Below are 24,543 nucleotides of genomic sequence, written 5' to 3' on the forward strand. Positions count from 1 at the left end.
TCCGTGGGGGGACCTCTTGGAAGTACCCGAAGAAGTGGGTGTGGCGGCTGCCCCGGCTGCCCCCGCCGCCCTGGCGGCACCCGATGCCCCGGCGGTCCCGGCGGCACCCGATGCCCCGGCGGTCCCGGATGCTCCTCCCGGGCGGCCGCGTCGCCGTGGGCGTACCGCGCTGCTGATCGCCGGGGCCGCCGTGCTCGGGCTCGTCGCCGGGACCTGCGCCGGTTATCTCGTCCAGGCCGACCGCGAGCCCACCAGGCTGCCTTCGCTCTCGCAGCCGACGCTCGCGCAGTCGAACGGCGAGGCACCCGAGCCGCTGTCCGCCGCGCGGGACCGCCGGGTGCGCACCGACGGCGACCTGCGCAAGCTGCTGCTGAAGAAGCCGAAGGGCGCGAAGGACGCCGAGTGGCTGGAAGGCTCCGACGGCTGGCTCGACCAGGCCGCCTACGCCGACTACTACAACTCCCCGGCGGAGATCTTCGGCGACCTCGTCGACGACGAGTTCCGGCGCGGTGCGATCACCGGCTGGGAGGTCGGTGACTCGTACGACGTGGAGATCCGGCTGATCCAGTTCCGGCAGGAGGAGGACCTGGGGGCCGTCGGCACCGCGAAGAACAACCAGCACTGGGCCGACGCCGAGGGCTCCACCAGCAGCTGGGCCATCCCCGGCACCGGTGGCGGCATGGCGTACGTCCACAAAAAGCCCAAGGCCGAACCCGGGTACCTGCCGGTGTACAGCGCGGAGGCGCACGCCTGGCGCGGGGACATCGCCCTGGAGATCTGGGTCCTCGGCAGCAAGCCGGTCAGCAAGAAGACGATCATGAACCTGGCCGAGCGGCAGATGGAGCGGCTGTGAGTGAGAACGAGAGCGGGAGCGCGATACCGCCGGCGCCCGCGACGAAGCCCGTCCGCCGGGGCCGTGTCGCCGCCGTCGCCGGGTCGCTGCTGCTGACCGGCGCGGTCGTCGCGGGCGTCGGCGTCACGGCGGTCACCGTGCGGGACGCCGACCGGGACGCGGGCGCGCCCGTCTGGACGCTCCCGGAGGAGGGCAGGAAGGACAAGAAGGGCGATGCCGACGAGGCCGCCACCAAGGCCGGCGCGCTCTCCGCGATGCTCGTGCCGTACGGCGACGGCACCTGGGTCCGAGGGCCGGACCTCGGCGAGTTCGGCTCGGACGTGCAGCTCAGCGGGGCCCAGGCGACGGCCCTGCGCAAGGAGTCGCTGCGGGACCTGCCCCGCACCCAGCGCCGCAAGCTGGAGAAGCAGATCGACAAGGAGCGCATCACGGGCATGGCGATGCGCAGCTACTACGACTCCGACGCGGTCAACTTCCACAACGACGACGACAACTACACCGTGAGCATCGTGCTGTCCCAGATGGAGAGCCGGGCGGCGGTACGGGACATCGCGAGGTTCCACAGCGAGTTCCTGGAGACCCTGGACATCTTCCGCGACGGGCCCGAGATCAAGGGTCACAAGAACGCGAAGTGCTTCCTGCCGCCCAAGGGCGCCGACACGGAACTCGAAACCATGTTCTGCTCCGCCTCCCAGGGAGACATCCTGGTCACCGCCACCGCGGACGGGGTCAAGCCACTCGACACCGAGAGCGTGGCGGCCCTGCTCGCAGAACAGCTCGACCGCATCGCCGAGCCCGGGCAGGCGATATGACCGAGCAGCACACCACCCAGCCGACGGAGCCGACGGAGCCGACACAGCCGGCTGAGCCGCCAGTGCCGGTCGGGCCGGGCGCGGCCATGCCGGCGTACCCCTACCCTCACCCCCACCCCCACGTCACCGTCCCGCCCCCACCATCCGCACCTCCGTCACCCCCCGCCAGGAAGGACCGCCGCACCCTCCGTGCCGTGCTGCGCTGGTCCGCCGCCGTCGTCGTCTTCGCGGCCGTCGGGTCGGGGGCGGCGTACGGGATCGCCGGGATGGAGCGGACGGACGTCCCGGGGCTGGCGACGGAGTCGGACGGGCGGTGGGAGTACCCGACGCTGGTGAAGCCGCCGTTGCCCGAGGGCAGCCCGGGGCCCACCGACGCGTCGAACCCGGCCGGTGCGCACCACGCCGACCTGCGTGCGCTGGTCCTGCCCGCGCCGAAGGGCGCCCGGGACGACAAGGCCTTGCGTGGCGAGGACGGGTGGCTGGCCACCGAGGACTTCCTGGCGGAGTACGCGGAGAAGGAGGACCGGGAGGAGTTCGGGCAGTCGCTCGTCGACCACGGTCTGCGGCACGTCGCGGCGCGCGGCTGGACCACCCCCGACGGCACGCACACCCGCATCTACCTGCTCCGCTTCGGTACCGCCGCCGTCGTGGACGAGCTGTTCGCGGACGGCCTCGCCCCGGTCGGCAGCGGCGGCCCCGAGTACGCCCTGCGCGACGCCGACGTCTCCGACTTCGACGTGGACTTCCCTGACGAGGTCCGGCTGATCGGGGAGGTGCGCCCCCATCCGTACACCGAGGTGAAGCCGTACGGCGCCGAGCAGGTCAGGCACGCCTACCTGCCCGCCGGTGACGTCCTCGCGCTCGTCGTGCAGTCCCGCAAGGGCGGCGCGGCGGCCGTGCCGTTCCAGCAGACGGTGGTGCTGCAGAGCCAGCTGCTGGGCTGACGAGCGCCCTCGGGGGCGTACCTCACACAGAGGCCCGGGCTCCGGCCGCGTAAGCTGGGGCCCGGCCCTGTGCACGTAACCGCACCGCACCCCGCTCAAGGAGCACCCCGTGGAGATCTTCTTCGAAGTCCTGCTGGTCCTGGTCGCCGTCGGCGTTCTCGCCTTCGCCGGTCTGACCGTGAAGAAGCTGTACCAGGGCCAGCGCTGACCCGTCTCTAGGAACTGCCTCTCATGATCGAGATCCCGTCCGACCTCCACAAGGACCTCGTCCCCCTCGCCTTCCTGCTCGGCAACTGGGCGGGCGCGGGCGTGCACGACTTCCCCGGCTCCGAGAAGTGCAACTTCGGTCAGGAGGTCGCCTTCACGCACGACGGCCGGGACTTCCTGGAGTACCGGTCCCACACCTGGGTGCTGGACAACGACGGCAACAAGGTCAGGCCGCTGGAGTCCGAGCACGGCTTCTGGCGCATCGACGCCGAGCGCAGGGTCGAGGTGACGATGACCCGCGACGACGGTGTCATCGAGATCTGGTACGGCGAGCTGGCCGACAAGAAGCCGCAGATCGACCTGGTCACCGACGCGGTCGCCCGCACGGCCGCCTCCCAGCCCTACACCGGCGGCAAGCGGCTGTACGGCTACGTCAAGAGCGACCTGATGTGGGTCGGCGAGAAGCAGACCCCCGAGGTCGAGCTGCGCCCCTACATGTCGGCGCACCTGAAGAAGGTCGTCACCCCGGAGGAGGTCGAGCGCTGGGCCAAGGCCCTGCCGGACGACCTGCCGGACGACGGGATCGCCTTCTTCAAGTAGGCAGCCGTTCGAGTAGCTCTAGACTCGTCGGTGTGGTGAGCACCGACTGGAAGAGCGACCTCAGGCAGCGCGGCTACCGGCTGACGCCGCAGCGGCAACTCGTGCTCGAAGCCGTGGACACCCTTGAGCACGCGACCCCCGACGACATCCTCGTGGAAGTGAGGAAGACGGCGTCGGGGGTCAACATTTCCACCGTGTACCGGACCCTGGAGCTCCTGGAGGAACTCGGGCTGGTCAGCCATGCCCATCTCGGGCACGGAGCGCCGACGTATCACCTGGCGGACCGGCACCATCACATCCACCTGGTGTGCCGGGACTGCTCGAACGTGATCGAGGCCGATGTGTCGGTGGCCGCCGAGTTCACGGCGAAGCTGCGCGCGACCTTCGGGTTCGACACGGACATGAAGCACTTCGCGATCTTCGGACGCTGCAAGGACTGCGCGCTGAAGGTATCGAACGGCAAGACTTCAACTACCGAGTCGTAGGCTTAGTCGTATGAAGAGCCCCCTGCTGTCCCTGCCCGGCGCCGTGCCCGCCGAGGGTGTGGACGAAGGCGTCGCCGCCCACTACGGCGATCTGTTCCGCGAGCAGCGCGCCCTCGCCGAGGGCACCGGATTCGTCGACCTCTCGCACCGCGGAGTCGTCACCGTCTCCGGCGAGGACCGGCTGAGCTGGCTGCATCTGCTGCTCACCCAGCACGTCAGCGACCTGCCGACGGGCCAGGCCACCGAGGCGCTGATCCTCTCCGCGCACGGCCACATCGAGCACGCGCTGTACCTGGTGGACGACGGCGCGACCGTCTGGGCCCATGTCGAGCCCGGCACGCAGGACGCGCTGATCGCGTACCTGGAGTCGATGAAGTTCTTCTACCGGGTGGAAGTCGCCGACCGGACGGCCGAGTTCGCTGTCGTGCACCTGCCCGCCGGCTCCATCGCCGAGGTGCCCGAGGGCGTCGTCGTACGCGAGACGGCGTACGGCCGCGACCTGTTCCTCCCGCGGGCGGACCTGGAGTCGTACGCCGACAAGGCGGGCCCGGCGGTCGGGATCCTGGCGTACGAATCCCTCCGCGTCGAGCACCACCGCCCGCGCCTCGGCTTCGAGACCGACCACCGCACGATCCCGCACGAGCTGGGCTGGATCGGCACCGCGGTGCACCTGCAGAAGGGCTGCTACCGCGGCCAGGAGACGGTCGCCCGCGTCCAGAACCTCGGCAAGCCCCCGCGCCGCCTGGTCTTCCTCCACCTCGACGGCAGCGAGGTCCATCTGCCCCCGCCCGGCACGGAGCTCCGGGTGGCCGACGAGGGCCCCGACGGCCGCAAGATCGGCTTCATCACGACGTCCGTACGCCACCACGAGCTCGGCCCGGTCGCCCTCGCGCTGGTGAAGCGGAACGTGCCGGTGGACGCGCGGCTGGTGGCGGGGGAGACGGCGGCCGCCCAGGAAGTCGTCGTGGAGCCCTAGGCTCCGCGACGCCGGCGTGATCCGCCGGACAGGCCCTAGATCTCCAGCAGCACGGTGAACGGGCCGTCGTTCGTCAGCGAGACCCGCATCTTCGCGCCGAACCGGCCCGTCGCCACGGTCGCGCCCAGCGCCCGGAGTTGGGCGACGACCTCGTCGACCAGCGGCTCGGCGACATCGCCCGGCGCGGCGGCGTTCCACGTGGGCCGCCTTCCCTTGCGCGCATCGCCGTAGAGGGTGAACTGGCTGATCACGAGGAGCGGGGCGTCGATGTCGCTGCAGGACTTCTCGTCGTTCAGCATGCGGATCGACCAGAGTTTGCGGGCGAGTTGGGCCGCCTTCTCCTTGGTGTCCGCGTGTGTGACGCCGACGAGTACGCACAGCCCCTCGCCGGTGATCTCCCCGACCGTCTCGCCGTCCACGACGACACTCGCGCCGTCCACTCTCTGCACCACAGCTCGCATGCCGCCATCATGCCGTGCGCGCGAAGATGCCAGGTAAGGAGCTTGTGGAAGACCTCTTTGGGGGCCTCTTTTTCGCTCCTTACCCCCCATCTGGGGCTGTTCGTGGGCACTCGGTCACATAGCGGCCACTTGGGATGGCACCATGCTTCCACACGCCGGTCGAGGGGACGGTAGAGGCACATGAGCACACCGAGTACCGGGCAGCCGCCTGGGGCTGTCGTGTTGACCCACGGGGACCAGCCTGTCGGCATCCGGCCGCCCACGCAGCGCACCGCCGACGATCCGGGCCCGCAGCCGGGCCTCCAGCCGGGGGCGCGGCTGCCCGCCGAGCCGCCCGAGCGGGACCTGACCCTGCTCAGCCTGCCGGAGCTGCGCACGCTCCGCCGGGACGCCCAGCGCGACGAGGCGGACCTGAGTTATGTACGGCGGCTGCTGCAGGGCCGCATCGACATCCTCCGCGCGGAACTGGCGCGACGCTCCCCGGCAGGCGCGGCGTCCGTCGTCGACCGCCTCCCGGAGATCCTCACCGACGCCCCGGCCCGCCACCGCTCCTCCGCCCGCCATGTGACGCTGGGCACCCCGCAGAGCGAGGAGTACCGGCGGCTGGCGGCCGAGATGCTCGCCGAGGTGGAGCTGTCGGACCTCGAGGCGCGCACGGATGCCGAGCTGAACACCGCGATGGGGCGGCTCGTGCGGTACGAGCAGCAGGTGTCGGGGCGTCGCCAACGGTTGCAGCGGACGGCCGACGACTGCAGCGCGGAGATCGCGCGGCGGTACCGGGACGGGGAGGCACAGGTGGACGACCTGCTCGCGTAGCCGACGGGTCGCTCCGCCGTGGTGGCTGGTGCTGGTTGTGCGAGCGACGGCCGTCGGGGGCTGGTCGCGCAGTTCCCCGCGCCCCTTGGGGACGATGCCGGACCGCCACTTTTTGCTCCGGTCGGCTGCATCCGGCCCGTCCGGCGTTCGAGGACAAGGCGCTGCCGTCCCGATCCCCCACCCACCCGCAAGGGGCTCCGCCTCTCGACGCCGGTCCGCATCATTCAGCCCGTCCGGCGTTTGAGGACGAGGCCCTTTCGGGGCCGGCGGGGGTCCAGGGGGCGGAGCCCCCTGGCGGGGTGGAAGGGGCGGAGCCCCTTCAAGGATGGGACGGGTAGGGGCGGCGGGGGCGAGGAAAAAACCCGGCGACACCCCGCACCCGCCCCACCTACCGTGGGCCCCATGAGCCGCCCCGAACCCCCCATCGACGTCCGCCCCATCACCGAGGCCGACATCCCCGACTGGACCCGGGCCCTGAACACCGGCTTCCTCCGCACCCCCGACGTCTCCGACCGCGAGATCGCCGACCGAGCGTCGTACATCATCCCGCCCCGCACCCTGGGCGCCTTCGACGCCGGCCGCTGCATCGCCACCTTCCGGTCCTTCCCGCAAGAGCTCACCGCCGTCGGCGGCACCGCCGTCCCCGCCGACGCCATCTCGAACGTCACCGTCACCCCCACCCACCGCCGCCGCGGCATCCTCACCCGGATGATGGCCCACGACCTGGCGGCCGCGAAGGACCGCGGAGACGTCGTCGCCACCCTGATCGCCGCCGAGTACCCGATCTACGGCCGCTACGGCTTCGGCCCCGCGACCTGGTCGGCCGAGTGGACCGTCGACGTCCCCCGCACCGGCCTGGACCCCGGATGGTCCGGCCCCGAGGACGGCGGCCGTATCGACATCGTGGACGGGGCGGACGTACGCAAGATCGGCCCGGACCTGCACGATCGGATGCGCCGCACCCAGCCGGGCACCGTCGACCGGGACGAGCGCTGGTGGCAGGTCAACACCGGTGTGCTGCGCCTGGACAGGGAGCCATGGACCGAGCCCTTCTTCGCCGTGTACCGCTCGGCGGCCGGCGACATCGAGGGGCTGGTGTCGTACACGGCGGACGACCGCTGGGGCGACGGCATGCGGCCGCAGAACACGGCCACCGTGAACTGGCTGATCACGACGACACCGGACGCCGAACGCGCCCTGTGGCGCTACCTGTGCTCGATCGACTGGATCATGACGGTGAAGAGCGGCAGGCGGTCCCCCGACGACCTGCTGCCCCTCTGCCTGCCCGATCCGCGGGCCGCCCGGATCACGACGCTGGCGGACGGGTTGTGGGTGCGGATCCTGGATGTCGTACGGGCTCTGGAGGCGCGGACGTACGACGGGCAGGGCACGCTGGTGATCGAGGTCGTGGACGAAGCCGGGTTCACCGGCGGGCGGTATCGCCTGGAGGCGGCCGCGGACGGGGCGTCCTGCACGCCGACCCGGGCTGCCGCCGAACTCACCCTGGACGTATCGGACTTGGGGCGCCTCTGGCTCGGCGACGAGTCCGCCGTACGGCTGGCCGCGCTGGGGCGGGTACAGGAACAGCGAGCGGGCGCCGCCCGGGTGGGCGACGCCCTGCTGCGAACGTCCAGGCGGCCTTGGTGCCCGGACATCTTCTGAGACCTCCTCTCTGCCGGTGACAGGTCTGCTCATCCGTAGCGAGCTGTTCGGTTGTGGTTGTGGTTGTTCGTTGCGGTCGTTGTTCAGTTGTGGCTGTGCCGTCGATGTTCGGTTGTCGGTGTTCAGTTGTGGCTGTGCTGACCGACCGGGCTCCCGGCTCCCCTCCGGAAGGGAGCCCGGCCGGCCGAACCTGGTGCCTACTGGGCGAGCAGCATGACGAGGATCACCGCGCCGATGCCGCCGATCATGGTGTTCCTGGCCTTGATGCCGATGGACAGTGCGAGGAAGGCGACGATGCCCATCGGCCCGTACTTCCACTGGACGAGCTGCTCGAATCCGATGGCCAGAGCGGCGACGGCGAGGTAGATGAACGGCATGTGGCCAACCTTCCTGAAGTTTGACCATGTTGCTTAAGTTGGCGACCAACTTCACTGTACTTATGACCGCTTGGAAGCGTCTCATAACCACCTTCCCCGGAACTGCCTAAAGATGGCGGGAAGTTGTAGTGTTTGGTCGTGGAGCCGAAACACGCCTCCGTCAATGGGCGGAAGAGGTCACAGCGGCCACAGAAGTCACACCGGGAGGTGGCCGACGAGCTGCGCGCCCGGATCACCTCGGGCGAGCTCAGGCCCGGCCAGCGCATGCCCACCCAGGCCAAGCTGGCCGACGAGTTCGGCGTCGAGCGCGGAGCCGTACGGCAGGCCCTGCGCATCCTGCAGTCGGAGCATCTGCTCACCAACGTGTCGAAGGGGGCGCCGGCGACCGTCGCCCCCGACCTGGGCAAGGCGCTGACCGGCCCGGCAGCCCCGCCGCAGCCCACCATGGTGGCGCTCGCCCCGCGCATCGCCGCCGCCTTCGCCGCCCCGCACGTCGAGATCGACGCCCTGTGTCTGACGTCGGTCTCCCTCACGCTCGCCATGGGCGAACCGCTCCGCCAGATCCACGCCGGACAGCTGAAACCGGCCAAGGTCGACGTCCGCGTCCTGCTGCCGAGCCGGGACATCGATCTCGCCTTCCCGACGCCGGTCGACGCCTCGGCCGACGACGTCGACGAAGAGCTGCGCCGCCGCTGGCTCGCCCAGCGCAACGCCCAGGGCCAGGTGCTCCAGCACAACCTGCTGGCGCTGCGCTCCACGCACGGCATCGACGTGCAGGTCAGCTTCCGCGCGCTGCCGTTCACTCCGCCGGTGAAGCTGTACCTGCTCAACAGCACGGAGGCGCTTTTCGCCTACTACACCCTGGCGCGGCGCGAGGTGGAGATCGACCACCAGCAGAGGGAGATGTACGACGCCCCGGGCATCCAGTCGATGCTGTTCGCCTTCGAGCAGGGGGCCGGACTGCGGGACACGACATTCGTGGAGCAGTCGCACGTGTGGTTCAACGCGCTGTGGGAGACGATCAGTTCGGAGCTGGTGCTCACGAGCTGACCGTCTCCCACGACGTGTGACCTGTGTGTTCGTGTGCGGTGTTCCGGTGGTGCGCATGACTCATAGGGCGGGTCCCGAGACCAGGACCGCGAGAACGACGGCCCCGATCGAACTGACTGCCGGATTCTTGGCCTTGATGCCTATGGTGAGCAGCAGCAGGCCGATGATGCCGGTGGCGCCGTACTTCCACTGGAGGGTCTGTTCGACGCCGACGACGAAGACGGCGGAGAGGAGTGCGAGGACGGGCATCTGTGTTTCCCCCTTCGGGCTTCCGGGGATGGAAGGATTACTTCCGCCAACTCAACCAACTTGACGCCAACTCTGACTAAGTTGTCCCCACTTGGCCCCTACTTTGAAACAACCTGCAAACAACTCCCGCTAGATGGGTCGGAGTTGTAGCGTTTGGTCGTGACTCAGGAGAACGTGGCAGTGAACGGCAGCAGGAGACTCTCTCCCCAGGAGATCGCCGACATCCTGCGGGAACGGATCCGCATCGGCGACCTCAAGGCGGGCGACCGCCTGCCCACCCAGGCCGAGCTGGCCGAGGAGTTCGGCGTGGAGCGAGGCACCGTACGCCAGGCTCTGCGCGCACTCCAGGAGGACGGCCTGCTCACCAACGTGAGCAGGGGCAGCCCGCCGCGGATCGCAGAGTCGTCGCCGGGGCGGGAGGGGCCGCAGCCGACGATGGTCGGGCTGGCCCCACGGCTGACGGAGGCGTTCTCGTCGGCGCACGTCCGCATCGATGCCGCCTGCCTCACGGCCGAGAGCCTGATGCTCGCGCTGGGCGAGCCCATCCGCCTGATCCATGAGGGCACCCTCCGCCCCGAGTCGATCGACGTGCGCATCCTGCTGCCGTCCCGGGACATCAATCTCGCCTTCCCGGTCCCGGTCGACAGCGGCGAGGGCGACCTGGTCCACCAGCGCTGGCTGGCGATGCGCAACGCCCAGGCGCAGGTGCTGCGGTACAACCTGCAAGCCGTGCGGTCCACCCACGGCATCGACGTCCGCGTCACCTTGCGCGCGCTGCCCTTCACGCCACCGGTCAAGCTGTACCTCCTCAACGAGTCCGAAGCGCTGATCGGCTACTACGTGCTCACCGAACGGCAGGAGGAGTACGAGAGCGAGACGCTGGACATGTACGACGCCCTGGGCTCGAAGTCCGTCCTCTTCTCCTTCGTGAAGCAGGCCGGGGGACGCGACGCGGCGTTCGTGGAGGAATCCCAGAAGTGGTTCGACGCCCTCTGGGAAACCATCACCACTGACCTGACACTCTCCTAGTGACTTCTGATACGAAGCAGCAGACTGAACCGGTGACCGCAGAGACCGAGAACGACACGGAGCAGCTTCGGCGACTGATCACGCAGGCCCGCGTGGTGCTCTGGGACTTCGACGGGCCGATCTGCCGGCTCTTCGCCGGGCACTCGGCGGAGCGAGTGGCCACCGACCTGGTGGAGTGGCTCGAGGGGCGGGGGCTGCACGGGCTGCTGGCAGAGGACGAACGAGAGTCCCTGGACCCGCACGTCGTCCTGCGCGCCGTCGACCGCCGGCACCCCGGCAGTGATCTGGTGGCGGAGCTGGAGGAACGTCTCACCCAGGAGGAACTCCGGGCGACGTCCTCCGCGATGCCCACCGCGTACGCCGACCCGCTGATACGCACCTGGACGGCGGTCGGATCCCGGCTGGCCATCACCACCAACAACTCCCCCCGAGTGGTCCGCACGTATCTGGACAGCCGCGGGCTGCTCTCCTGCTTCAGCCCCCACATCTACGGCCGCACCCAGGACCTCCATCACCTGAAGCCGGACCCGCACTGCCTCAACCGGGCCTTGAGCGCCATGGGCGCGGCCCCCTCGGCCGCCCTGATGATCGGCGACACGCCCTCCGACCTCCTGGCCGCGAACAGCGCCGGCGTCCCGTTCCTCGGCTACGCGCGTAACGCGCGCAAGGAGAAGCTGTTGCGGGAGGCCGGAGCCACGGCTGTCGTGGATTCGCTGTGGTCGGTGCTGACACTGATCCGGGCTCAGGCCTGAATCATCAGCAGCGCGAACAGCACGGCGGCCCCGACGGCCAGACCGGCCCGCCGCGCCCGCACGCCGACGCCCACCGCCAACAGGAGCAGCACGCCGACGACTCCGAGCTTCGTCTGCGCCTGTATGCCCAGGAGGAGCTCTAAGAGCCCTCGGGTGACTTGTAGCAGGAGCATGTCCCCACCCACCTTCCGCTGTCCTGCAACTCCCCAACCACCCGTCCAATTGGACTGACTGGCCTGAAGGTGGTCTGCCCGGCTCGGTAGATCCCTTAACCAACTGGCCTGCCTGGTGGGGTGCTTGACTGAGCGCTGGTTTGCTGGTGGACCGAAAGCGGTACGGTCCCCATGTGGAGGCACAGCAGACCGGCGACAGCGGCGGCAGGGAATTCCAGCGGATCGCCGACGAGTTGCGCGCGCGGATGACCGACGGGGTGTACGCGTTGGGCGCCTTCCTGCCCTCCCAGCGGGACCTTGCGGAGGAGCTCGGAGTCTCCCGCGACACCGTCCAGCGAGCACTGCGGGAACTGGTCGACGAAGGCTGGATCGAGTCACGGCAGGGCAGCGGCTCCAAGGTGATCAAGACCCAGCGCATACAGTCCCCGACGCCGAAGGCCACCAGGTCCCGCCGGGGCATCACGCTGGAGTCCCTCATCAGCGAGGCCTTCGAGCAGCCCGAAGTGACCCTGGACGTCTACACGTTGACGTCGGAGTCCCTGTACTGGCGTATCCAGCAGCAGGCCGACCGGATCCGCGGTCGCTCGATCAGTCCTCACCGGATCACCCTGCGCATGCTTCTCCCTTCCGAGAAGCACCCTCTCCCTTATCCGCGCGCCAAGGACGACGAGGACGATCCACGCCTGCGTGAGCGACTGCAGGACATCACGGAGCGCCACACGAAGTCGCTGCGGGAGTCGCTCGGGGCCCTCAAGACCGAGGGATGGGTGCCGTCGGTCGACGTGGAGATCCGCCGCGCACCGCTGACGCCGGCCTTCAAGCTCTACCTGTTCAACGGCGCCGAAGCGCTGCATGGACCGTACGAGGTCATCGAGCGGAAGATCGAACTGGAAGGTGAGGAGATCACCGCGCTCGACGTGCTGGGCGTCGGTGCCACACTCACGCACCACGTGAAGGACGAGGACGAGAACTCATCGGGCACCGTCTTCGTGGACAGCATGCAGAAGTGGTTCGACTCGGTCTGGAAGCTGCTGTCCGAGTAATGCGAACCGGCCACAAGAGTTACGCAGGGGACCTGAGGGAGCCGCCGACGGGGTGCTGTAGCATGCCCGCACCGATTGAGCAACCGTTCTCGTTCGTGCGTAAGGGATGGCGAACAAGCCAAGCCTCGAGCGGCCTCGCAAAGACTTCGTGCAGGAGAGTGGCGCACCACCCGTAGCGGCCACTCCCGTCTCACTATGTCGTGCGGGGCAGAACACCTCGTGTTTACGTTGGCATACCGTCCTCGTCCTTACTCGGAGCGGCCAGTGGGCGCACCTCCCCTTCCCCGGCCCTTGCGCGGGGAGCGCGCCACGCCCTACGAGATCATCAAGGAGTTCGTCGGGCAGGCCGAGAAGCTGGGCCAGGCGAGCAGTGGACATCACAACCGGAACTACGTGCTGCCGCTCACGGGTGCCATGGCCCCGCTGGTCGGGCTCGAGGCCGGTACGTCCGTGACGGTGCGGGTCCGGCGTGCCGAAGCACTGCCCGTTGTGATCAGGACCTGGAACGACGAGTCGCAGATCCTCGACGCCATCAGGGGAGTCCTGCCCCACGCACCGAGGTGCCTCGTCAAGGGGGACGACTTCTCGATCCACAGCTATGTGGAAGGCATGCCGCTGTCCAGCGTCTGCGGGAACGGCAAGCCCGTGGACACCTTGCTCGTCAAGGCGCTGGCCGGCCTGCTCGCCCAGATGGCCCAGGTGCGGCGGGGTGCGCTTCCGCCGCTGCCGGGGGTCTGGCCGCGCAACGACACGGACAGCCAGGGGTTCCTGCACACCCTGGCGTTGCTGGCCGACCGGCAGATCCGACAGCCCAACTGGCAGGCCTTCGGAGGACTGTTCGCGGCGCTCGGCATCCCCGAAGACGCCCTGATCCGGCTCGCCGAGCGGGTGCCCGCGATGGCCCGGCGGCCGTTCAGTCTGCTGCACGCGGATCTGCACCGGGACAACGTGATCGTGTCCTACGACGGTGACCCGCCCCTCATCTGCGTCGACTGGGAGCTGGCGACCTACGGCGATCCCCTGCACGACCTGGCGACGCACCTGGTGCGCATGCAGTACCCGCCCCACCAGTGGGCCGAGGTGATCGATGCCTGGGCGCAGGCCATGCAGCAGATCCGTCCCGCGGCGGTCAACGGCTTGCGCAAGGATTTGCGCCGCTACGTCGCTTTCGAGCGCGCGCAGTCCGTCTATCCGGACATCATGCGTGCCGCGCGGTCGCTGGAAGAGCCGTTCACCCAGAAGAGACTCAACGAGGCGACGGCGGAAGTTCAGCGGGCTCTGGGGGCGGCGGCGGAACCGCTCCGGCTGGGGACCGTACCGAGCGAGAGCGAGATCGAACGAGCCCTCTTCCGGTGGTTGGCATCGCGAAGTCACGGCGGCATCAATGGGCGGGCCTGGGTCAGGAAGGCCTTCACTTGGACGCCTGACCGGCGGCTCCCCGCACGACGCGACTTTCCCGCCTCAGCCGTGCGCAAGGCCCTGCTGGTCGAGGGCGCCGCCCCGGCGAACCGGGTGTTCAAGGGGACCGCGCACCTCAACTCGGTCGTCTCGGTGCCGGGAGTCGACTTCCCCGTGATCGTGCGGCGCAGGCTGCCGGGCGTCTGCCGTCGGGAACCCAGCTTTCTCAGTGAGCATGCCGTCCTCCGCGCCATCGAGGAGGCACCCGTCGAGGTGGCGGCGCCGAGGGTTCTCGCGCTCGGCGTGAGCTACGCGAACGACCCGTTCGCCATTCACACCTACGCCGGCTCGCACGACAAGCCTCCCAGCCACCCGGTGCACGGTCTGCTTCCCCACGAGGCGGACGGCCTCGTCGACCAACTCTCTGCTCTGACGCAGGTGGACTACAAGCAAGTCGACCCGGCCGCCGGGGAAGGCGGTTTCTTCGGGTGGCTGAGGAGCCAACTCGTGGAGCTGATCAGGGACTTGCCCAAGGAGTCACAGCAGTTGGCCCGCTTCCTGGGGCTCCCCGCCGCGGATCGTCTGCAGCTGATCCTCTCTCGCCACCATGTGAGCGACCGCAAGCCGTCCCTGCTGCACGGCGACCTCAACCCGTGGAACCTGGTGCGCCGTGACGACCGCTTGGCGCTGACCATCATCGACTGGGAGATGGCGGTGGTCGGTGACCCCCTCTACGACCTGGTCCGGCACATGCACCTCACTCCGACCCGGCCGGAGATCCGGGAGCGCATGTTCCGGCGCTGGGAGCGCGGGTTGCCGGGCGAGTGCACCAGGAACTGGCGACAGGACTGGCGGATCTACCGCGGCATCGAGACCGTCCGTTCCGCCTACGTGGACCTCGACCGCCTGGTCACCGGCGCGAGCCTGGACGCTCCCAACGTGCGCCGGGCGGTGGACTCGTACCCGATGACCCTGGCCGCGGCCACGGCTTTTCTCGGCCTGCCCGTCCGCCCGACGGCGAACCCGTATCTTGCCCGTGCCCTGGCCTAGCGGCACCATGACTTCACTCAAAGGCGGTACGTCCGCAGGCATATGACGATCCCTCGGGCGTCGCGGCGCGGAGGTGAGTCGGGCATGCCCGAGCGGGGGAACGGGTCGGACGAGGGCGGAGTGGGGCACCGGCTGAGGCGGTATCAGGACCGTTTCGAACCCGTGGTGACCCGGGTCCTGCTGATCGGCATCTTCGTCACCGGACTGACCGCACAGTTCGTCAAGCCGGTCGGTGACGCCCTGGAGGGCAAGGCGTTCCTCGGTGGTGCCCTGCTCAGCCTGGTCGGTTACGTGCTGTACGACGCGGTCCGGGAGCTGTCCTCGTCGGTCCGGATGCCGTCGCGCGCTCTGGTGAACTCGAGTCAGCTGGGCGGCTTCGTCAGCGAGGCCTTCCAGGCCCGGAACGTGGAGATCAGCTTCCTCGGCTACACCGGCGAGACCCTCTACAACGAGCTGTACCACCGCTTGGAGGGCCTCTTCGACAATCCGGGACCCACCCGGAAGGTCTCGGTGCGCATGCTGGTCCCGGACTTCGGGCAGCCGATGACCGTGCCGTCGAGGGTCGGCGAGGACGCCCGTCCCGAGGACGACGAGGCCTTCCGGCTGCGCATGTTCCGGCGCTGTCAGGAGTACGACGACATCCTCTCGGAACTCGCAGGACGGCTCACCGCCACCGGCAGGCTGACCGTGCGGTGCGAGTACCGCTGCTATCCCGGGATCCCGCGCGACAAGATCTGCATCTTCAATCGCGGCCAGGTGCTGCACGGTCTGTACGACCTGTCGGCGCGGATGCGGCTGCACGAGACGGGGCCGGAGTTCTACGACCCGAAGGGCTACCGAACCGACCTCAACGTCTGGTCACGGGAGGGCACGGCTGCCGCGGAGGCGGCCGTTTCCACTTGGATCAAGCACTTCGACGATCTCTGGGCTCTGTCGAAGAGGCCGGACTGGCCGCAGCGGGCGGCTGCCTGACCTCACCGCCTCCGGCCCGGCCGAGCGTAGGCTCACCGCCATGAGCGAGATCGGCCTGCGCGAACGCAAGAAGCAGCGGATGTACCAGACGGTGTCGGACACCGCCATCCGCCTCTTCCTGGAGAAGGGCTTCGACGCCGTCTCCGTCGCCGAGGTGGCCGCCGCCGCCGAGATCTCCAAGCCGACGCTGTTCCGGTACTTCCCGGCGAAGGAGGACCTCGTCCTGTACCGGATCGCCGATCACGAGCAGGAGGTCGCGCGGGTGGTGGCGGAGGCGGAGGGTGCGCCCCTTCGCGCGCTGCGCCGCCATTTTCTGGACGGGCTGGAGCGGTGCGATCCCGTCACCGGGCTGAACGACGATCCCCGCGTGCTCGCCTTCCACTCGCTGCTGTACGGGACGCCCGCCCTCGTCGCCCGCGTGTACGCCTATCAGCAGCGGTCGGAGGCCGCGCTCGCCGAGGCCCTTGGCGGGGACCTCGACGCGCGGCTGGCCGCCGGGCAGATCATCGCCGTACTGCGGATCCTCGCGAACGAGAACTGGCGTCGGATCGCGGACGGGGAGTCGGTGGAGGAGGTGCGGGAGGACGCGGTGGCGGCGGCGGAGCGGGCGTTCGGGTGGTTGGAGCGGGGGTTGCCGCAGCTGGCTTCCTCGTGAGTCCTCCTGAGTCCCTCCTGAGGTGAGTTCTCCCGTGTGAGGCTGAGTAAAAAATTTAACTCGGTTACGTTATTTCGGGTACCCTCCGTGGAATGACGTCACCCGGCCCCGCCCTCCATCACGCCCTCATCCAGGAACGCGCCCACCACGACCGCTGCCGCGCCGCCCTCGCCGCCATGGTCGACGGAGCCCAGGAGCACGTCGTCACCGGCGAGGACGTCTCCGCCTCCGGTGCCGATGCCGAGGTGCTGGGGTACCAGCTGCGCAGCCGGGCGAAGGAGATGCGGGAGCTGCCCCAAGGGCCGTTGTTCTTCGGGCGGTTGGACACCGTCGAGCAGTCGCTGCACATCGGGCGGCTGCGGATCACCGAACGCCCGGCCGACCCGCCCCTCGTCGTCGACTGGCGCGCCCCGGTCTCCCGCGCCTTCTACCAGGCCACTGCCCGTGATCCACAGGGCGTCGCCGTGCGGCGGCGGTTCGGCTGGTCCCCGGGCAGCCGCGGGGACTCCGCCGACCTCACCGGGCTGGAGGACGAGCATCTCGACCGGGGTGAGTCGCGCGTCAGCGACATCGTCGCCCGGGAGATCGAGCGGCCCCGCGTCGGGCCCATGCGTGACATCGCGGCCACCATCCAGCCCGAGCAGGACGACCTCGTACGCGGGGATCTCGCCGTGTCGGTGTGCGTGCAGGGCGCGCCCGGTACCGGCAAGACCGCCGTCGGCCTGCACCGCGCCGCGTATCTGCTCTACACCCATCCGCAGCGCATCCGGCGCGGCGGCCTGCTGATCCTCGGGCCCAACCGGACCTTCCTGTCGTACATCTCCCAGGTGCTCCCGGCCCTCGGTGAGACCGGCGTGCGGCAGTCGACGCTGGGGGAGGAGATCGCGAGGCATCCGGTCGGCGGGGAGGACGGTGAGCGGACGGCCGTCGTCAAGCACGACGTGCGGATGGCGGAGGTGCTGCGGCGGGTGCTGTACATGCGGGTGGGGGACCACGCCGGGTCGGTCGACTCCCTTGCGGTGGCGGACGGTTCGTATCGGTGGCGGGTCTCGCAGGGAGAGCTGCTGTGGATCGTCGCGGGCGTGCGGGCCGAGGAGCCGCCGTACGCCGTCGGGCGGGAGCGGGTGCGGACGCGGGTGGTGCGGCGGATCCAGGAGCAGGCCGAGCGGCGGGCCGGCCCGCAGAGCAACGCGTGGGTGCGGAAGATCTCGGGGTCGCGGGCGGTCGGGGCGTACGTCGATGCCGTATGGCCGCGGGTCCGGCCCGAGGAGGTCGTGGCTCAGCTGCTCGGCGATCCGGCGGTGCTGGAGGCCGCCGCCGACGGGCTGCTGGACGCCGACGAGCAGAAGGCGTTGCTGTGGGCGAAGCCGCCGCGGTCGTGGAAGTCGGCGCGCTGGTCGGCCGCCGACCTCGTGCTGCTCGACGAGGTGGCCGGGCTCATCGAGCATCCGAAGGGGTACGGCCATGTCGTCGTCGACGAGGCGCAGGACCTGTCACCGATGGAGTGCCGGGCGATCGCGCGCCGGGCGGCCTTCGGGTCGCTGACCGTGCTGGGGGATCTGGCGCAGGGGACGACGCCGTGGGCCGCGCGGTCGTGGGAGACCGTGCTGCGGCATCTGGGAAAGCCGGACGCGGTGGTCGTACCGCTCACGACCGGGTTCCGGGTGCCCGGGGCGGTCCTGGCGCTGGCCAACCGGCTGCTGGAGCGGCTGGACGTGGAGGTGCCGGCGGCTCGCTCGCTGCGGGGCGACGGAGGGTTGCGGATCCGGGAGGCAGGTGGCGATCTGCCGAGGGCGGTCGTGGGCGCCGTACGGGATGCGCTGGCCCGGGAGGGTTCCGTGGGGGTCGTCGCGGCCGACGGGGATGTGCGGCGGGTGCGGGAGGCGCTGGGGGCGGCCGGCATCGAGGCGGGAGGTGCGGACGAACTGGGGGCACGGGTGGCCGTCGTGCCGGCGAGTGTGGTGAAGGGGCTGGAGTACGACCATGTCGTCGCCGTGGAGCCGGCGGCGATCGTGGAGGCGGAGGCGCGGGGGTTGCACCGGCTGTATGTGGTGCTGACGCGGGCGGTGGCGGGGCTGGAGGTGGTGCACGGGAGGCCGCTGCCGTTCTGAGCCTCATCAGGATCCCAGGGACTGTCCGGCGGATGGTGGATCATGCCGGTGTCGCGGGGCCTGGCACGCCCGTCTGCGGCACGGCCTCCTCCGGCTGGCAGCTGGACGCGCCCCCACGCTCGAACCACCTCGCGCGGGGGCACCCCCATCGACCCCGGCTCACCCGCGTCCACGGCAGCCGTTTCTTGTAGCCGGCCTGATCCGCCGGACAGGCCCCGGCGGCGACGGTCTCCCGGGTGTCGTCACGCCGCGGCGTCGAGGGCCGGGATCAACTGCTCCTCCTCGTACGTCAGATGCGCCTCCAGCTCCGCCGTGAGCCGCTCCACCTCGGTGCGGGCGGTGGCCGGGTCCGGGTGTTCGGCGGTCACGGTGTGCCGCAGTTCCTCGACGAGGGCGGCGATGCGTTCGTGCTCCTCCCGGAGGCGGGCCAGGGTGGGGGCGAGCTCGGGGCGGCCGTCGGCCAGGAACGGGAACAGCATCGTGTCCTCGCCGGTGTGGTGGTTGTGGAGGCCCTGGCAGAAGGTGAGGCAGTTGACGCGGAGCTGGGCGCCCAGGGTGGAACCGCCCTTGGTCATCTCCTCACGGATCAGGGCGAGTTCGCGACGGAAGGCGTCGTGGACGACCTTGATGGCCTCGCCCATGGAGGAGGCGTTGATGGTCCCGGGACCGCCCTGGGCGAGGCTGTGCAGGGCGACGACAGGGATCACCCGCTCGGTCTTCTCCTGGTACGCCGCCCAGCCCGGGTCCGCCTCCACGGCCCGCGCGAACGCCCGGTCCCGCTCCTCGCCCTCGAGGACGACGGCCCGCGCCTCATAGGTGAACACGCCGTCTTCCACGGTGACTTGGGGATTCGCGACGAGGTTGTGGAACCACGCCGGGTGCCTGGGTGCGCCGGCGGCCGAGGCGATGACCAGGATGCGGTCGCCGCCGTCGGGGAGGTAGCCGACGGGGGTGGTGTGCGGGCGGCCGGTGCGGGCGCCGGTGGTGGTGAGCAGGACCAGGCGCGCGCCCTCGAAGTAGCCGCCGACGCGGCCCTTGTTGGCGCGGAACTCGTCGATGACCTGTTGGTTGAAGTCGTGGGGCATTCTCTCTCTTTCTCTGTCGCTGGTTTCCGTACGAAGGGAAGGCGAAGAGAAAGAGGCGGGCTCCTGGCCCGCGCCCACAGCCTCACTCAGAGGCCGGGCAACACCCAACTCGCTCACGGCACAAGGCCGACCCGGCAGTCATGAGCACGACGGTAACTTTGCTGCCATGACCAACGCGACCGAATTTCAGGACAGCCCGTTTCAGGACATCCCCACGACCACCCTCGCCGACCTGCTGGGGCGTGAGCAGGTGATGGACATCGGCATACGTCCGCTGTGGAACCCGGTGCCGCGTGTCGCAGGGCCGGCGTTCACCGTGCAGTGCCCGCCGGGGGACAACCTCATGCTGCACGCGGCGATCCACCGCGCGGAGCCCGGATCGGTCGTCGTGGTGGAGTCGGGGGACCTGGACTACGCGCTGGCCGGGGGGAACGTCTGCGCCGTCGCCCACCGCCGGGGCATCGCCGGTTTCGTCGCCGACGGGCTGATCCGGGACCTGGCGGAGGTGCGGGAGAGGGGCTTCCCGGTGTTCGCACGGGGCGTCATCCCGATCCCGGGCGGCAAGTCGGTCGTACGGCCGCTGAACCAGCGGGTGCGGTGCGGAGGTGTGTCGGTGGACGCGGGGGACGTCGTGGTGGCCGACGAGGAGGGCGTCGTGGTCGTGCCGGGCGCCCGCCGCGAGGAGGTGCTGACGGCGGCCCGGGCCAAGCTGGCCAAGGAGGCCGGCGAGACCCTCGACGCCTGGGAGGAGGCGCACCGGGCGCGCATCGACAAGATCCTCGCGGAGCGGGGGTTCGAGGGCTGAGCGGCTGAAGCCGTACGGTTCTTCGCGGCCGTACGGTTCCTGCGCGGCGATGCGGTCTTCGCGGCCGTACGCCTCTTTGCGTACGGCCCCCAGGGGCTGATGCTGTCCCCGATGCTCCTCTTCCTCGACGTCGACGGAACGCTGATCCCCTTCGGGGCGCAGCGGCCGTACCCGCTGTACGAGCCGCCGCACCCCCTGCCCGGGACGGCCGCCCATCCTCTCCTCGCCCGCGTCGACCCCGCACTCGGCACGCGTCTGCGGCGGCTCGCCGCGCTCGGTTGCGAGCTCGTGTGGGCCACGACCTGGATGGACGACGCCAACGCCGCCCTCGCACCCTGGCTCGGCCTGCCCCCGCTGCCGGTGGTCGACTGGCCGGACGCGGGCGCGGAACCCCGTCTCGGTCCCCGGGGCCTGCACTGGAAGACGGGGCCCCTCGTGACCCGGGCCGCCGGCCGCCCGTTCGTCTGGGTCGACGACGAGATCACCGACGCCGACCGGGCCTGGGTCGCCGGCCACCATCCCGCGCCCGCCCTCCTTCACCGGGTCGACCACCGCCGGGGCCTCACCGACCGGGACTTCACCGTCGTGGAGGAGTGGATCACCGCAGGTGGCGGCCCAGCAGCTCGGTGACCCGCATGAAGCCGTCCGTGCCATGGCCGAGGCCGACGACCCGGCGGGCCAGTCCTTCGGCGGCGCGGATCACCCCTGCCTCGATGCCGTGGGACTCGGAGGCCTGGACGATGTGGCTCATGGAGGAGACGGCGGACGTGATCGGGTTGAGCTCGCCGGAGTACGTGCCGTCGTCGACGTCGCCCGCGAACTCCTCGAACAGCGGTGGCAGGATCGCGCTGATGCCCTGCGCGAGGGGTGCGAGCTCGCGCGCGGTGATGCCCTCGGCCCGGGCCATGGCCAGGGCGTGCGCGTAGCCGGCCATCGCCGTCCAGAAGATGTCGAGCAGGGCGATGTCGTAGGCGGCGGCCCGGCCGATGTCCTCGCCGAGGTGGGTGTGGGTGCCGCCGAGCGCGTCGAGGACGGGGCGGTGCTCGCGGTAGAGCTCCTCGGGGCCGCTGTGCAGGAACACCGCGTCGGGCGTTCCGATGGTCGTGGTCGGCGTCATGATCGCGCCGTCCAGATAGCCGATGCCGTGCGCGGCGGCCCAGTCGGCCGTGTCCCGGGCCCGGGCCGGGGTGTCGGCCGTCAGGTTCACGACCGTACGGCCCTTGAGCGCGTCGGTGACCGCGTCCTGCCGCAGGACGGCGTCGGCGGCGTCGTAGTTCACCACGCAGACGACGGTCAGCGAGCCGGCGGCGACCGCCTCCGCCGGGGAAACGGCCGCCGTGGCACCGCGGTCGAGGAGCTCCCCGTCCCGCCCCGGCGTGCGGTTCCAGACGGTGACCCGCAGCCCCGCGTCCAGGAACGCACCCGCCAGGGCGCGGCCCATCGGGCCCAGGCCGAGGACCGTGACGGATGCGGTGTCGGTGACGGTGGACTCGCCGACGTACGTGGACATGACTCAACTCCTTGTAGGGTGGCGATAGTTGATGAATCGGTGACAAAAGGGGTGGGGTATGACGCATCGGCGCCATGACCCGAATGTGTGTGGGGTGACCGCCGCGATCGCCGTGATCGACGGCAAGTGGAAGACCTCGCTGCTGTGGCTGCTGGAGGACGGCCCGCACCGCCCGGCGGAACTGCGCCGCCGGCTGCCGGGCCTCAGCGAGAAGGTGCTGACCCAGGCGTTGCGCGAGATGGAGACGGACGGACTGGTGCACCGGGAGGTGTACGACGTCCTGCCGCTGAAGACCGTGTATTCCCTGACCGAGTTCGGCCGCGACCTCGCCGAGGCCGTGGCGCCGCTCTCCGACTGGGGGCATCGCCGCCTGGAGAGGTTGGCTGCCGCCGACCGGTCGGCCTCCTGATCCGAACCTCACCTCCGTCCGCCGCGGGGCCCGGCACCTTGCCGATCACCCGCATACAGGTTCGGACGTCCGTCGGCCGCTGCCAAGTACCCACAAAAAAGTGGGTACTTGGCCGTCGCGTCCGAGGGCGGAGCGCCGGCCCGGGAGGCGGTCAGGCTCCGGGCCGGCGAACCTGCTTCACCTCGCGGGCGACCGCCCAGGCGTCGCCGACCGGGCCCACGTGCCCGAGCTTGTCGGGGTTCTGCACGGAGCGGACCGTCTGGATCCGCCCGTCGAGGACGTCGAGGGCCAAGGTGTTGATCACCTTGCCGTGCCGGTCGCGGAGGACCGCGCCCGGCTGGCCGTTGACCTCGTGCGGCTCCAGCGTCGCGTCGACCCGCATGAGCAAGGGGAAGTTCGCGGCCAGCACCCGGGCCACGTTGTCGGCGCCGAAGATCGACCTGGCCAGCTGCGGGGCCTTGCCTCCTCCGTCGCCGACCATCTGCACATCGGCGGCGAGCAGCTCCCGCAGGCCGTCGACGTCGCCTTCCCTGAGCGCGTCGAAGAACCGCGCCGCCAGCTCCTCCCGCTCCCGGCGGTCCGCCTCGAACCGGGGGCGCCCCGCCTCCATGTGGCGCCGCGCCCGCGTCGCGAGCTGACGGCACGCCGCCTCCGAGCGCCCCACCGCCGACGCGACCTCGGGGAAGCCGAACCCGAACACCTCGCGCAGCACGAACACCGCGCGCTCCAGCGGGCTGAGCCGCTCCAGCAGCAACAGGGCCGCCATCGACACCGAGTCGGCCAGCTCCGCCGACCGCGCCGGATCCTCGTAGGGGTCGGTGAGCAGGGGCTCGGGGAGCCATGCCCCGACGTACGTCTCCCGCCGGACGCGGGCCGAGCGCAGCACGTCGATCGAGATCCGGGTCACCACGGCCGAGAGGAAGGCCTTGGGCGAGGCGGGCCGGGTCGGGGACGCCTCGTAACGCAGCCAGGTCTCCTGGACCGCGTCCTCGGCCTCGCTCACGCTGCCGAGGATGCGGTAGGCGATCGCCGACAGCAGCGGCCGTAGCTCTTCGAACTCCTCGGTGCGGGTCACGTCCTCGAACTCCCCCTCTGTCCGGGTCACGCCAGTTCCTCCTTGAAGCCCTGGCGCCACGACGGGTACCGCGGCTCCCAGCCGAGCTCGCGCCTGGCCCTGGCGTTGGAGAAGCCGCGGCCCTCGGTCATCAGGGTCACCGCGAACTCCCCGGCCAGCAGCCTGGCCAGCCACCTGGGCACCCGCATCGGCGGCTTCGCCCCCGCGCAGGCGGCCAGATACGGCAGCCAGTCGCGGACCTGGGCGGGCTCGTCGTCGACGATATTGAACACGCCCCTCGCCTGCTGCTCCACGACCAGGACGGTGGCGCTCGCCGCGTCGTCGAGATGCACCCACGAGTTCCATCCGGTGCCGGCGCCGACGAGCGGGAACTTCCGCTTGCGCACGAACTCCACCACGTCGTCACTGGCGCCCGGCCCGTAGAACCCGCCGTAGCGCAGGACCGTGCCGCCGGCCTTGGGCACGACGTCCTGGATGTGCAGGACCCCCGCCGAGACCCGCTGCGCCATCGTCCCCGTGCCCGGGTCGAGGGGGTCCTCCTCGGTCAGCAGCCCCGCGCCGGGCCCGTAGCTCTGCGCGAAGCTCTGGACGACGACATGGGGGACGCCGGTCGCGTCGGCGGCGGCCAACAGGTGGTCCGTGCCCTCGATGCGCAGCCGGTTGGTGGTGGCGAACGTCCGGTCGGGGTGCCGCATGTCCGCCTTGCCGGAGATCGCGGTCATCTCGTGGACGATCGCGTCCGGCCGCGCCGCGGCCACCGCCTCACCGACCGACATCCCGTCCAGCCCGTCCATCACGACACCCCGCGCACCCAGCTGCTCCAGCAGCCCCAGCTTGGCCGCGCTCGTCGTCGTGGCCGTCACCTGATGCCCACGCGCCACCAGCTGCGGCACCAGTCGCCGCCCCAGTGCCCCGGTCCCCCCTGCCACGAACACCCGCATGATCCTCACCTTCCCGACTCCGAATCCGTCTCTGCACCTGGGA

The 24,543-nt window shown here is 70.4% G+C and carries 27 protein-coding genes; 19 read left to right on the forward strand and 8 right to left on the reverse strand.

Annotation, left to right across the window (positions count from 1 at the left end):
* The first annotated feature begins 40 nt into the window (after window positions 1–40).
* The 6 genes from ACZ7L6_RS20495 to ygfZ all read left to right on the forward strand — a co-directional run bounded on the left by ACZ7L6_RS20495 (window position 41) and on the right by ygfZ (window position 4,877).
* Complete coding sequence (locus ACZ7L6_RS20495) at window positions 41–853, forward strand: hypothetical protein (protein WP_471925840.1); 813 nt, start codon at window positions 41–43, stop codon at window positions 851–853.
* The gene (locus ACZ7L6_RS20500) at window positions 850–1,665 is read left to right on the forward strand and encodes a hypothetical protein (RefSeq protein ID WP_471925842.1); all 816 of its coding nucleotides are present in this window, start codon (window positions 850–852) and stop codon (window positions 1,663–1,665) included. Before ACZ7L6_RS20495 ends, ACZ7L6_RS20500 begins: the two co-directional genes overlap by 4 nt.
* A complete protein-coding gene (locus tag ACZ7L6_RS20505) occupies window positions 1,662–2,609 on the forward strand; it encodes a hypothetical protein (RefSeq protein ID WP_471925844.1) in 948 nt (315 codons plus the stop codon). Before ACZ7L6_RS20500 ends, ACZ7L6_RS20505 begins: the two co-directional genes overlap by 4 nt.
* Window positions 2,610–2,840: 231 nt before the next feature.
* On the forward strand, window positions 2,841–3,416 hold the full coding sequence (locus ACZ7L6_RS20510) for a heme-binding beta-barrel domain-containing protein (protein WP_471925846.1): 576 nt from the start codon (window positions 2,841–2,843) through the stop codon (window positions 3,414–3,416).
* 32 nt (window positions 3,417–3,448) lie between these two features.
* Window positions 3,449–3,901, forward strand: a complete 453-nt coding sequence (locus ACZ7L6_RS20515) for a Fur family transcriptional regulator (RefSeq protein ID WP_471925848.1) — start codon at window positions 3,449–3,451, stop codon at window positions 3,899–3,901.
* Window positions 3,902–3,911: 10 nt separating this feature from the next.
* On the forward strand, window positions 3,912–4,877 hold the full coding sequence (gene ygfZ / locus ACZ7L6_RS20520) for a CAF17-like 4Fe-4S cluster assembly/insertion protein YgfZ (protein WP_471925850.1): 966 nt from the start codon (window positions 3,912–3,914) through the stop codon (window positions 4,875–4,877).
* A gap of 35 nt (window positions 4,878–4,912) precedes the next feature.
* On the opposite strand, the gene dtd is transcribed toward ygfZ, so the two are convergent.
* Window positions 4,913–5,338, reverse strand: coding sequence for a D-aminoacyl-tRNA deacylase (gene dtd, locus ACZ7L6_RS20525; protein ID WP_471925852.1), 426 nt, complete (start codon window positions 5,336–5,338; stop codon window positions 4,913–4,915).
* Window positions 5,339–5,518: 180 nt separating this feature from the next.
* Here dtd and ACZ7L6_RS20530 point away from each other — a divergent pair, with 180 nt between their 5' ends.
* The gene (locus ACZ7L6_RS20530) at window positions 5,519–6,154 is read left to right on the forward strand and encodes an RsiG family protein (protein WP_471925854.1); all 636 of its coding nucleotides are present in this window, start codon (window positions 5,519–5,521) and stop codon (window positions 6,152–6,154) included.
* A gap of 402 nt (window positions 6,155–6,556) precedes the next feature.
* Window positions 6,557–7,816 carry a GNAT family N-acetyltransferase gene (locus tag ACZ7L6_RS20535; RefSeq protein WP_471925856.1) on the forward strand — a complete coding sequence of 420 codons (1,260 nt, stop codon included), beginning with the start codon at window positions 6,557–6,559 and terminating at the stop codon, window positions 7,814–7,816.
* 197 nt (window positions 7,817–8,013) lie between these two features.
* Here the strand turns inward: ACZ7L6_RS20535 and ACZ7L6_RS20540 are convergent, their stop codons facing one another.
* Window positions 8,014–8,193: a hypothetical protein gene (locus tag ACZ7L6_RS20540; protein WP_471925858.1), complete on the reverse strand. Its 180-nt coding sequence runs from the start codon at window positions 8,191–8,193 to the stop codon at window positions 8,014–8,016.
* Between the two features lie 132 nt (window positions 8,194–8,325).
* Here ACZ7L6_RS20540 and ACZ7L6_RS20545 point away from each other — a divergent pair, with 132 nt between their 5' ends.
* Window positions 8,326–9,243, forward strand: a complete 918-nt coding sequence (locus ACZ7L6_RS20545; RefSeq protein ID WP_471925860.1) for a winged helix-turn-helix domain-containing protein — start codon at window positions 8,326–8,328, stop codon at window positions 9,241–9,243.
* A gap of 60 nt (window positions 9,244–9,303) precedes the next feature.
* Here ACZ7L6_RS20545 and ACZ7L6_RS20550 read toward each other — a convergent pair whose 3' ends face one another.
* Window positions 9,304–9,492 carry a hypothetical protein gene (locus ACZ7L6_RS20550; RefSeq protein WP_471925862.1) on the reverse strand — a complete coding sequence of 63 codons (189 nt, stop codon included), beginning with the start codon at window positions 9,490–9,492 and terminating at the stop codon, window positions 9,304–9,306.
* A gap of 153 nt (window positions 9,493–9,645) precedes the next feature.
* Here ACZ7L6_RS20550 and ACZ7L6_RS20555 point away from each other — a divergent pair, with 153 nt between their 5' ends.
* Entirely contained in the window at window positions 9,646–10,521 is an 876-nt protein-coding gene (locus tag ACZ7L6_RS20555) for a GntR family transcriptional regulator (protein ID WP_471925864.1), read from the forward strand.
* Window positions 10,522–10,553: 32 nt separating this feature from the next.
* Window positions 10,554–11,273, forward strand: coding sequence for an HAD family hydrolase (locus ACZ7L6_RS20560; RefSeq protein ID WP_471925866.1), 720 nt, complete (start codon window positions 10,554–10,556; stop codon window positions 11,271–11,273).
* Here ACZ7L6_RS20560 and ACZ7L6_RS20565 read toward each other — a convergent pair.
* Window positions 11,264–11,446, reverse strand: coding sequence for a hypothetical protein (locus ACZ7L6_RS20565; RefSeq protein ID WP_471925868.1), 183 nt, complete (start codon window positions 11,444–11,446; stop codon window positions 11,264–11,266). The two genes, ACZ7L6_RS20560 and ACZ7L6_RS20565, sit on opposite strands and share 10 nt — an antisense overlap.
* Window positions 11,447–11,619: 173 nt before the next feature.
* On the opposite strand from ACZ7L6_RS20565, the gene ACZ7L6_RS20570 reads away from it, so the two are divergent.
* The 5 genes from ACZ7L6_RS20570 to ACZ7L6_RS20590 all read left to right on the forward strand — a co-directional run bounded on the left by ACZ7L6_RS20570 (window position 11,620) and on the right by ACZ7L6_RS20590 (window position 18,675).
* Window positions 11,620–12,489 carry a GntR family transcriptional regulator gene (locus ACZ7L6_RS20570; protein ID WP_471925870.1) on the forward strand — a complete coding sequence of 290 codons (870 nt, stop codon included), beginning with the start codon at window positions 11,620–11,622 and terminating at the stop codon, window positions 12,487–12,489.
* Between the two features lie 264 nt (window positions 12,490–12,753).
* On the forward strand, window positions 12,754–14,937 hold the full coding sequence (locus ACZ7L6_RS20575; RefSeq protein WP_471925872.1) for a phosphotransferase: 2,184 nt from the start codon (window positions 12,754–12,756) through the stop codon (window positions 14,935–14,937).
* A gap of 84 nt (window positions 14,938–15,021) precedes the next feature.
* A complete protein-coding gene (locus ACZ7L6_RS20580) occupies window positions 15,022–15,909 on the forward strand; it encodes a hypothetical protein (RefSeq protein WP_471925874.1) in 888 nt (295 codons plus the stop codon).
* Window positions 15,910–15,949: 40 nt separating this feature from the next.
* Entirely contained in the window at window positions 15,950–16,564 is a 615-nt protein-coding gene (locus tag ACZ7L6_RS20585) for a TetR/AcrR family transcriptional regulator (protein ID WP_471925876.1), read from the forward strand.
* Between the two features lie 92 nt (window positions 16,565–16,656).
* Entirely contained in the window at window positions 16,657–18,675 is a 2,019-nt protein-coding gene (locus tag ACZ7L6_RS20590) for a HelD family protein (RefSeq protein WP_471925878.1), read from the forward strand.
* 242 nt (window positions 18,676–18,917) lie between these two features.
* Here ACZ7L6_RS20590 and ACZ7L6_RS20595 read toward each other — a convergent pair whose 3' ends face one another.
* Complete coding sequence (locus tag ACZ7L6_RS20595) at window positions 18,918–19,760, reverse strand: nitroreductase/quinone reductase family protein (protein WP_471925880.1); 843 nt, start codon at window positions 19,758–19,760, stop codon at window positions 18,918–18,920.
* Window positions 19,761–19,926: 166 nt separating this feature from the next.
* Between ACZ7L6_RS20595 and ACZ7L6_RS20600 the strand changes: the two genes are divergently transcribed.
* Window positions 19,927–20,565, forward strand: a complete 639-nt coding sequence (locus ACZ7L6_RS20600) for an RraA family protein (RefSeq protein ID WP_471925882.1) — start codon at window positions 19,927–19,929, stop codon at window positions 20,563–20,565.
* A gap of 111 nt (window positions 20,566–20,676) precedes the next feature.
* Entirely contained in the window at window positions 20,677–21,195 is a 519-nt protein-coding gene (locus tag ACZ7L6_RS20605) for an HAD domain-containing protein (RefSeq protein ID WP_471926785.1), read from the forward strand.
* Here the strand turns inward: ACZ7L6_RS20605 and ACZ7L6_RS20610 are convergent.
* Entirely contained in the window at window positions 21,164–22,075 is a 912-nt protein-coding gene (locus ACZ7L6_RS20610) for an NAD(P)-dependent oxidoreductase (RefSeq protein WP_471925884.1), read from the reverse strand. The genes ACZ7L6_RS20605 and ACZ7L6_RS20610 overlap by 32 nt on opposite strands.
* Window positions 22,076–22,133: 58 nt before the next feature.
* Between ACZ7L6_RS20610 and ACZ7L6_RS20615 the strand changes: the two genes are divergently transcribed.
* The gene (locus ACZ7L6_RS20615) at window positions 22,134–22,484 is read left to right on the forward strand and encodes a winged helix-turn-helix transcriptional regulator (protein WP_471925886.1); all 351 of its coding nucleotides are present in this window, start codon (window positions 22,134–22,136) and stop codon (window positions 22,482–22,484) included.
* A 151-nt stretch (window positions 22,485–22,635) separates the two neighbouring features.
* On the opposite strand, the gene ACZ7L6_RS20620 is transcribed toward ACZ7L6_RS20615, so the two are convergent.
* The gene (locus tag ACZ7L6_RS20620) at window positions 22,636–23,559 is read right to left on the reverse strand and encodes an RNA polymerase sigma-70 factor (RefSeq protein WP_471926787.1); all 924 of its coding nucleotides are present in this window, start codon (window positions 23,557–23,559) and stop codon (window positions 22,636–22,638) included.
* A gap of 26 nt (window positions 23,560–23,585) precedes the next feature.
* On the reverse strand, window positions 23,586–24,500 hold the full coding sequence (locus ACZ7L6_RS20625; protein WP_471925888.1) for an NAD-dependent epimerase/dehydratase family protein: 915 nt from the start codon (window positions 24,498–24,500) through the stop codon (window positions 23,586–23,588).
* Between the last annotated feature and the right edge of the window lie 43 nt (window positions 24,501–24,543).

The sequence above is a fragment of the Streptomyces sp. NPDC107522 genome (assembly GCF_055657525.1).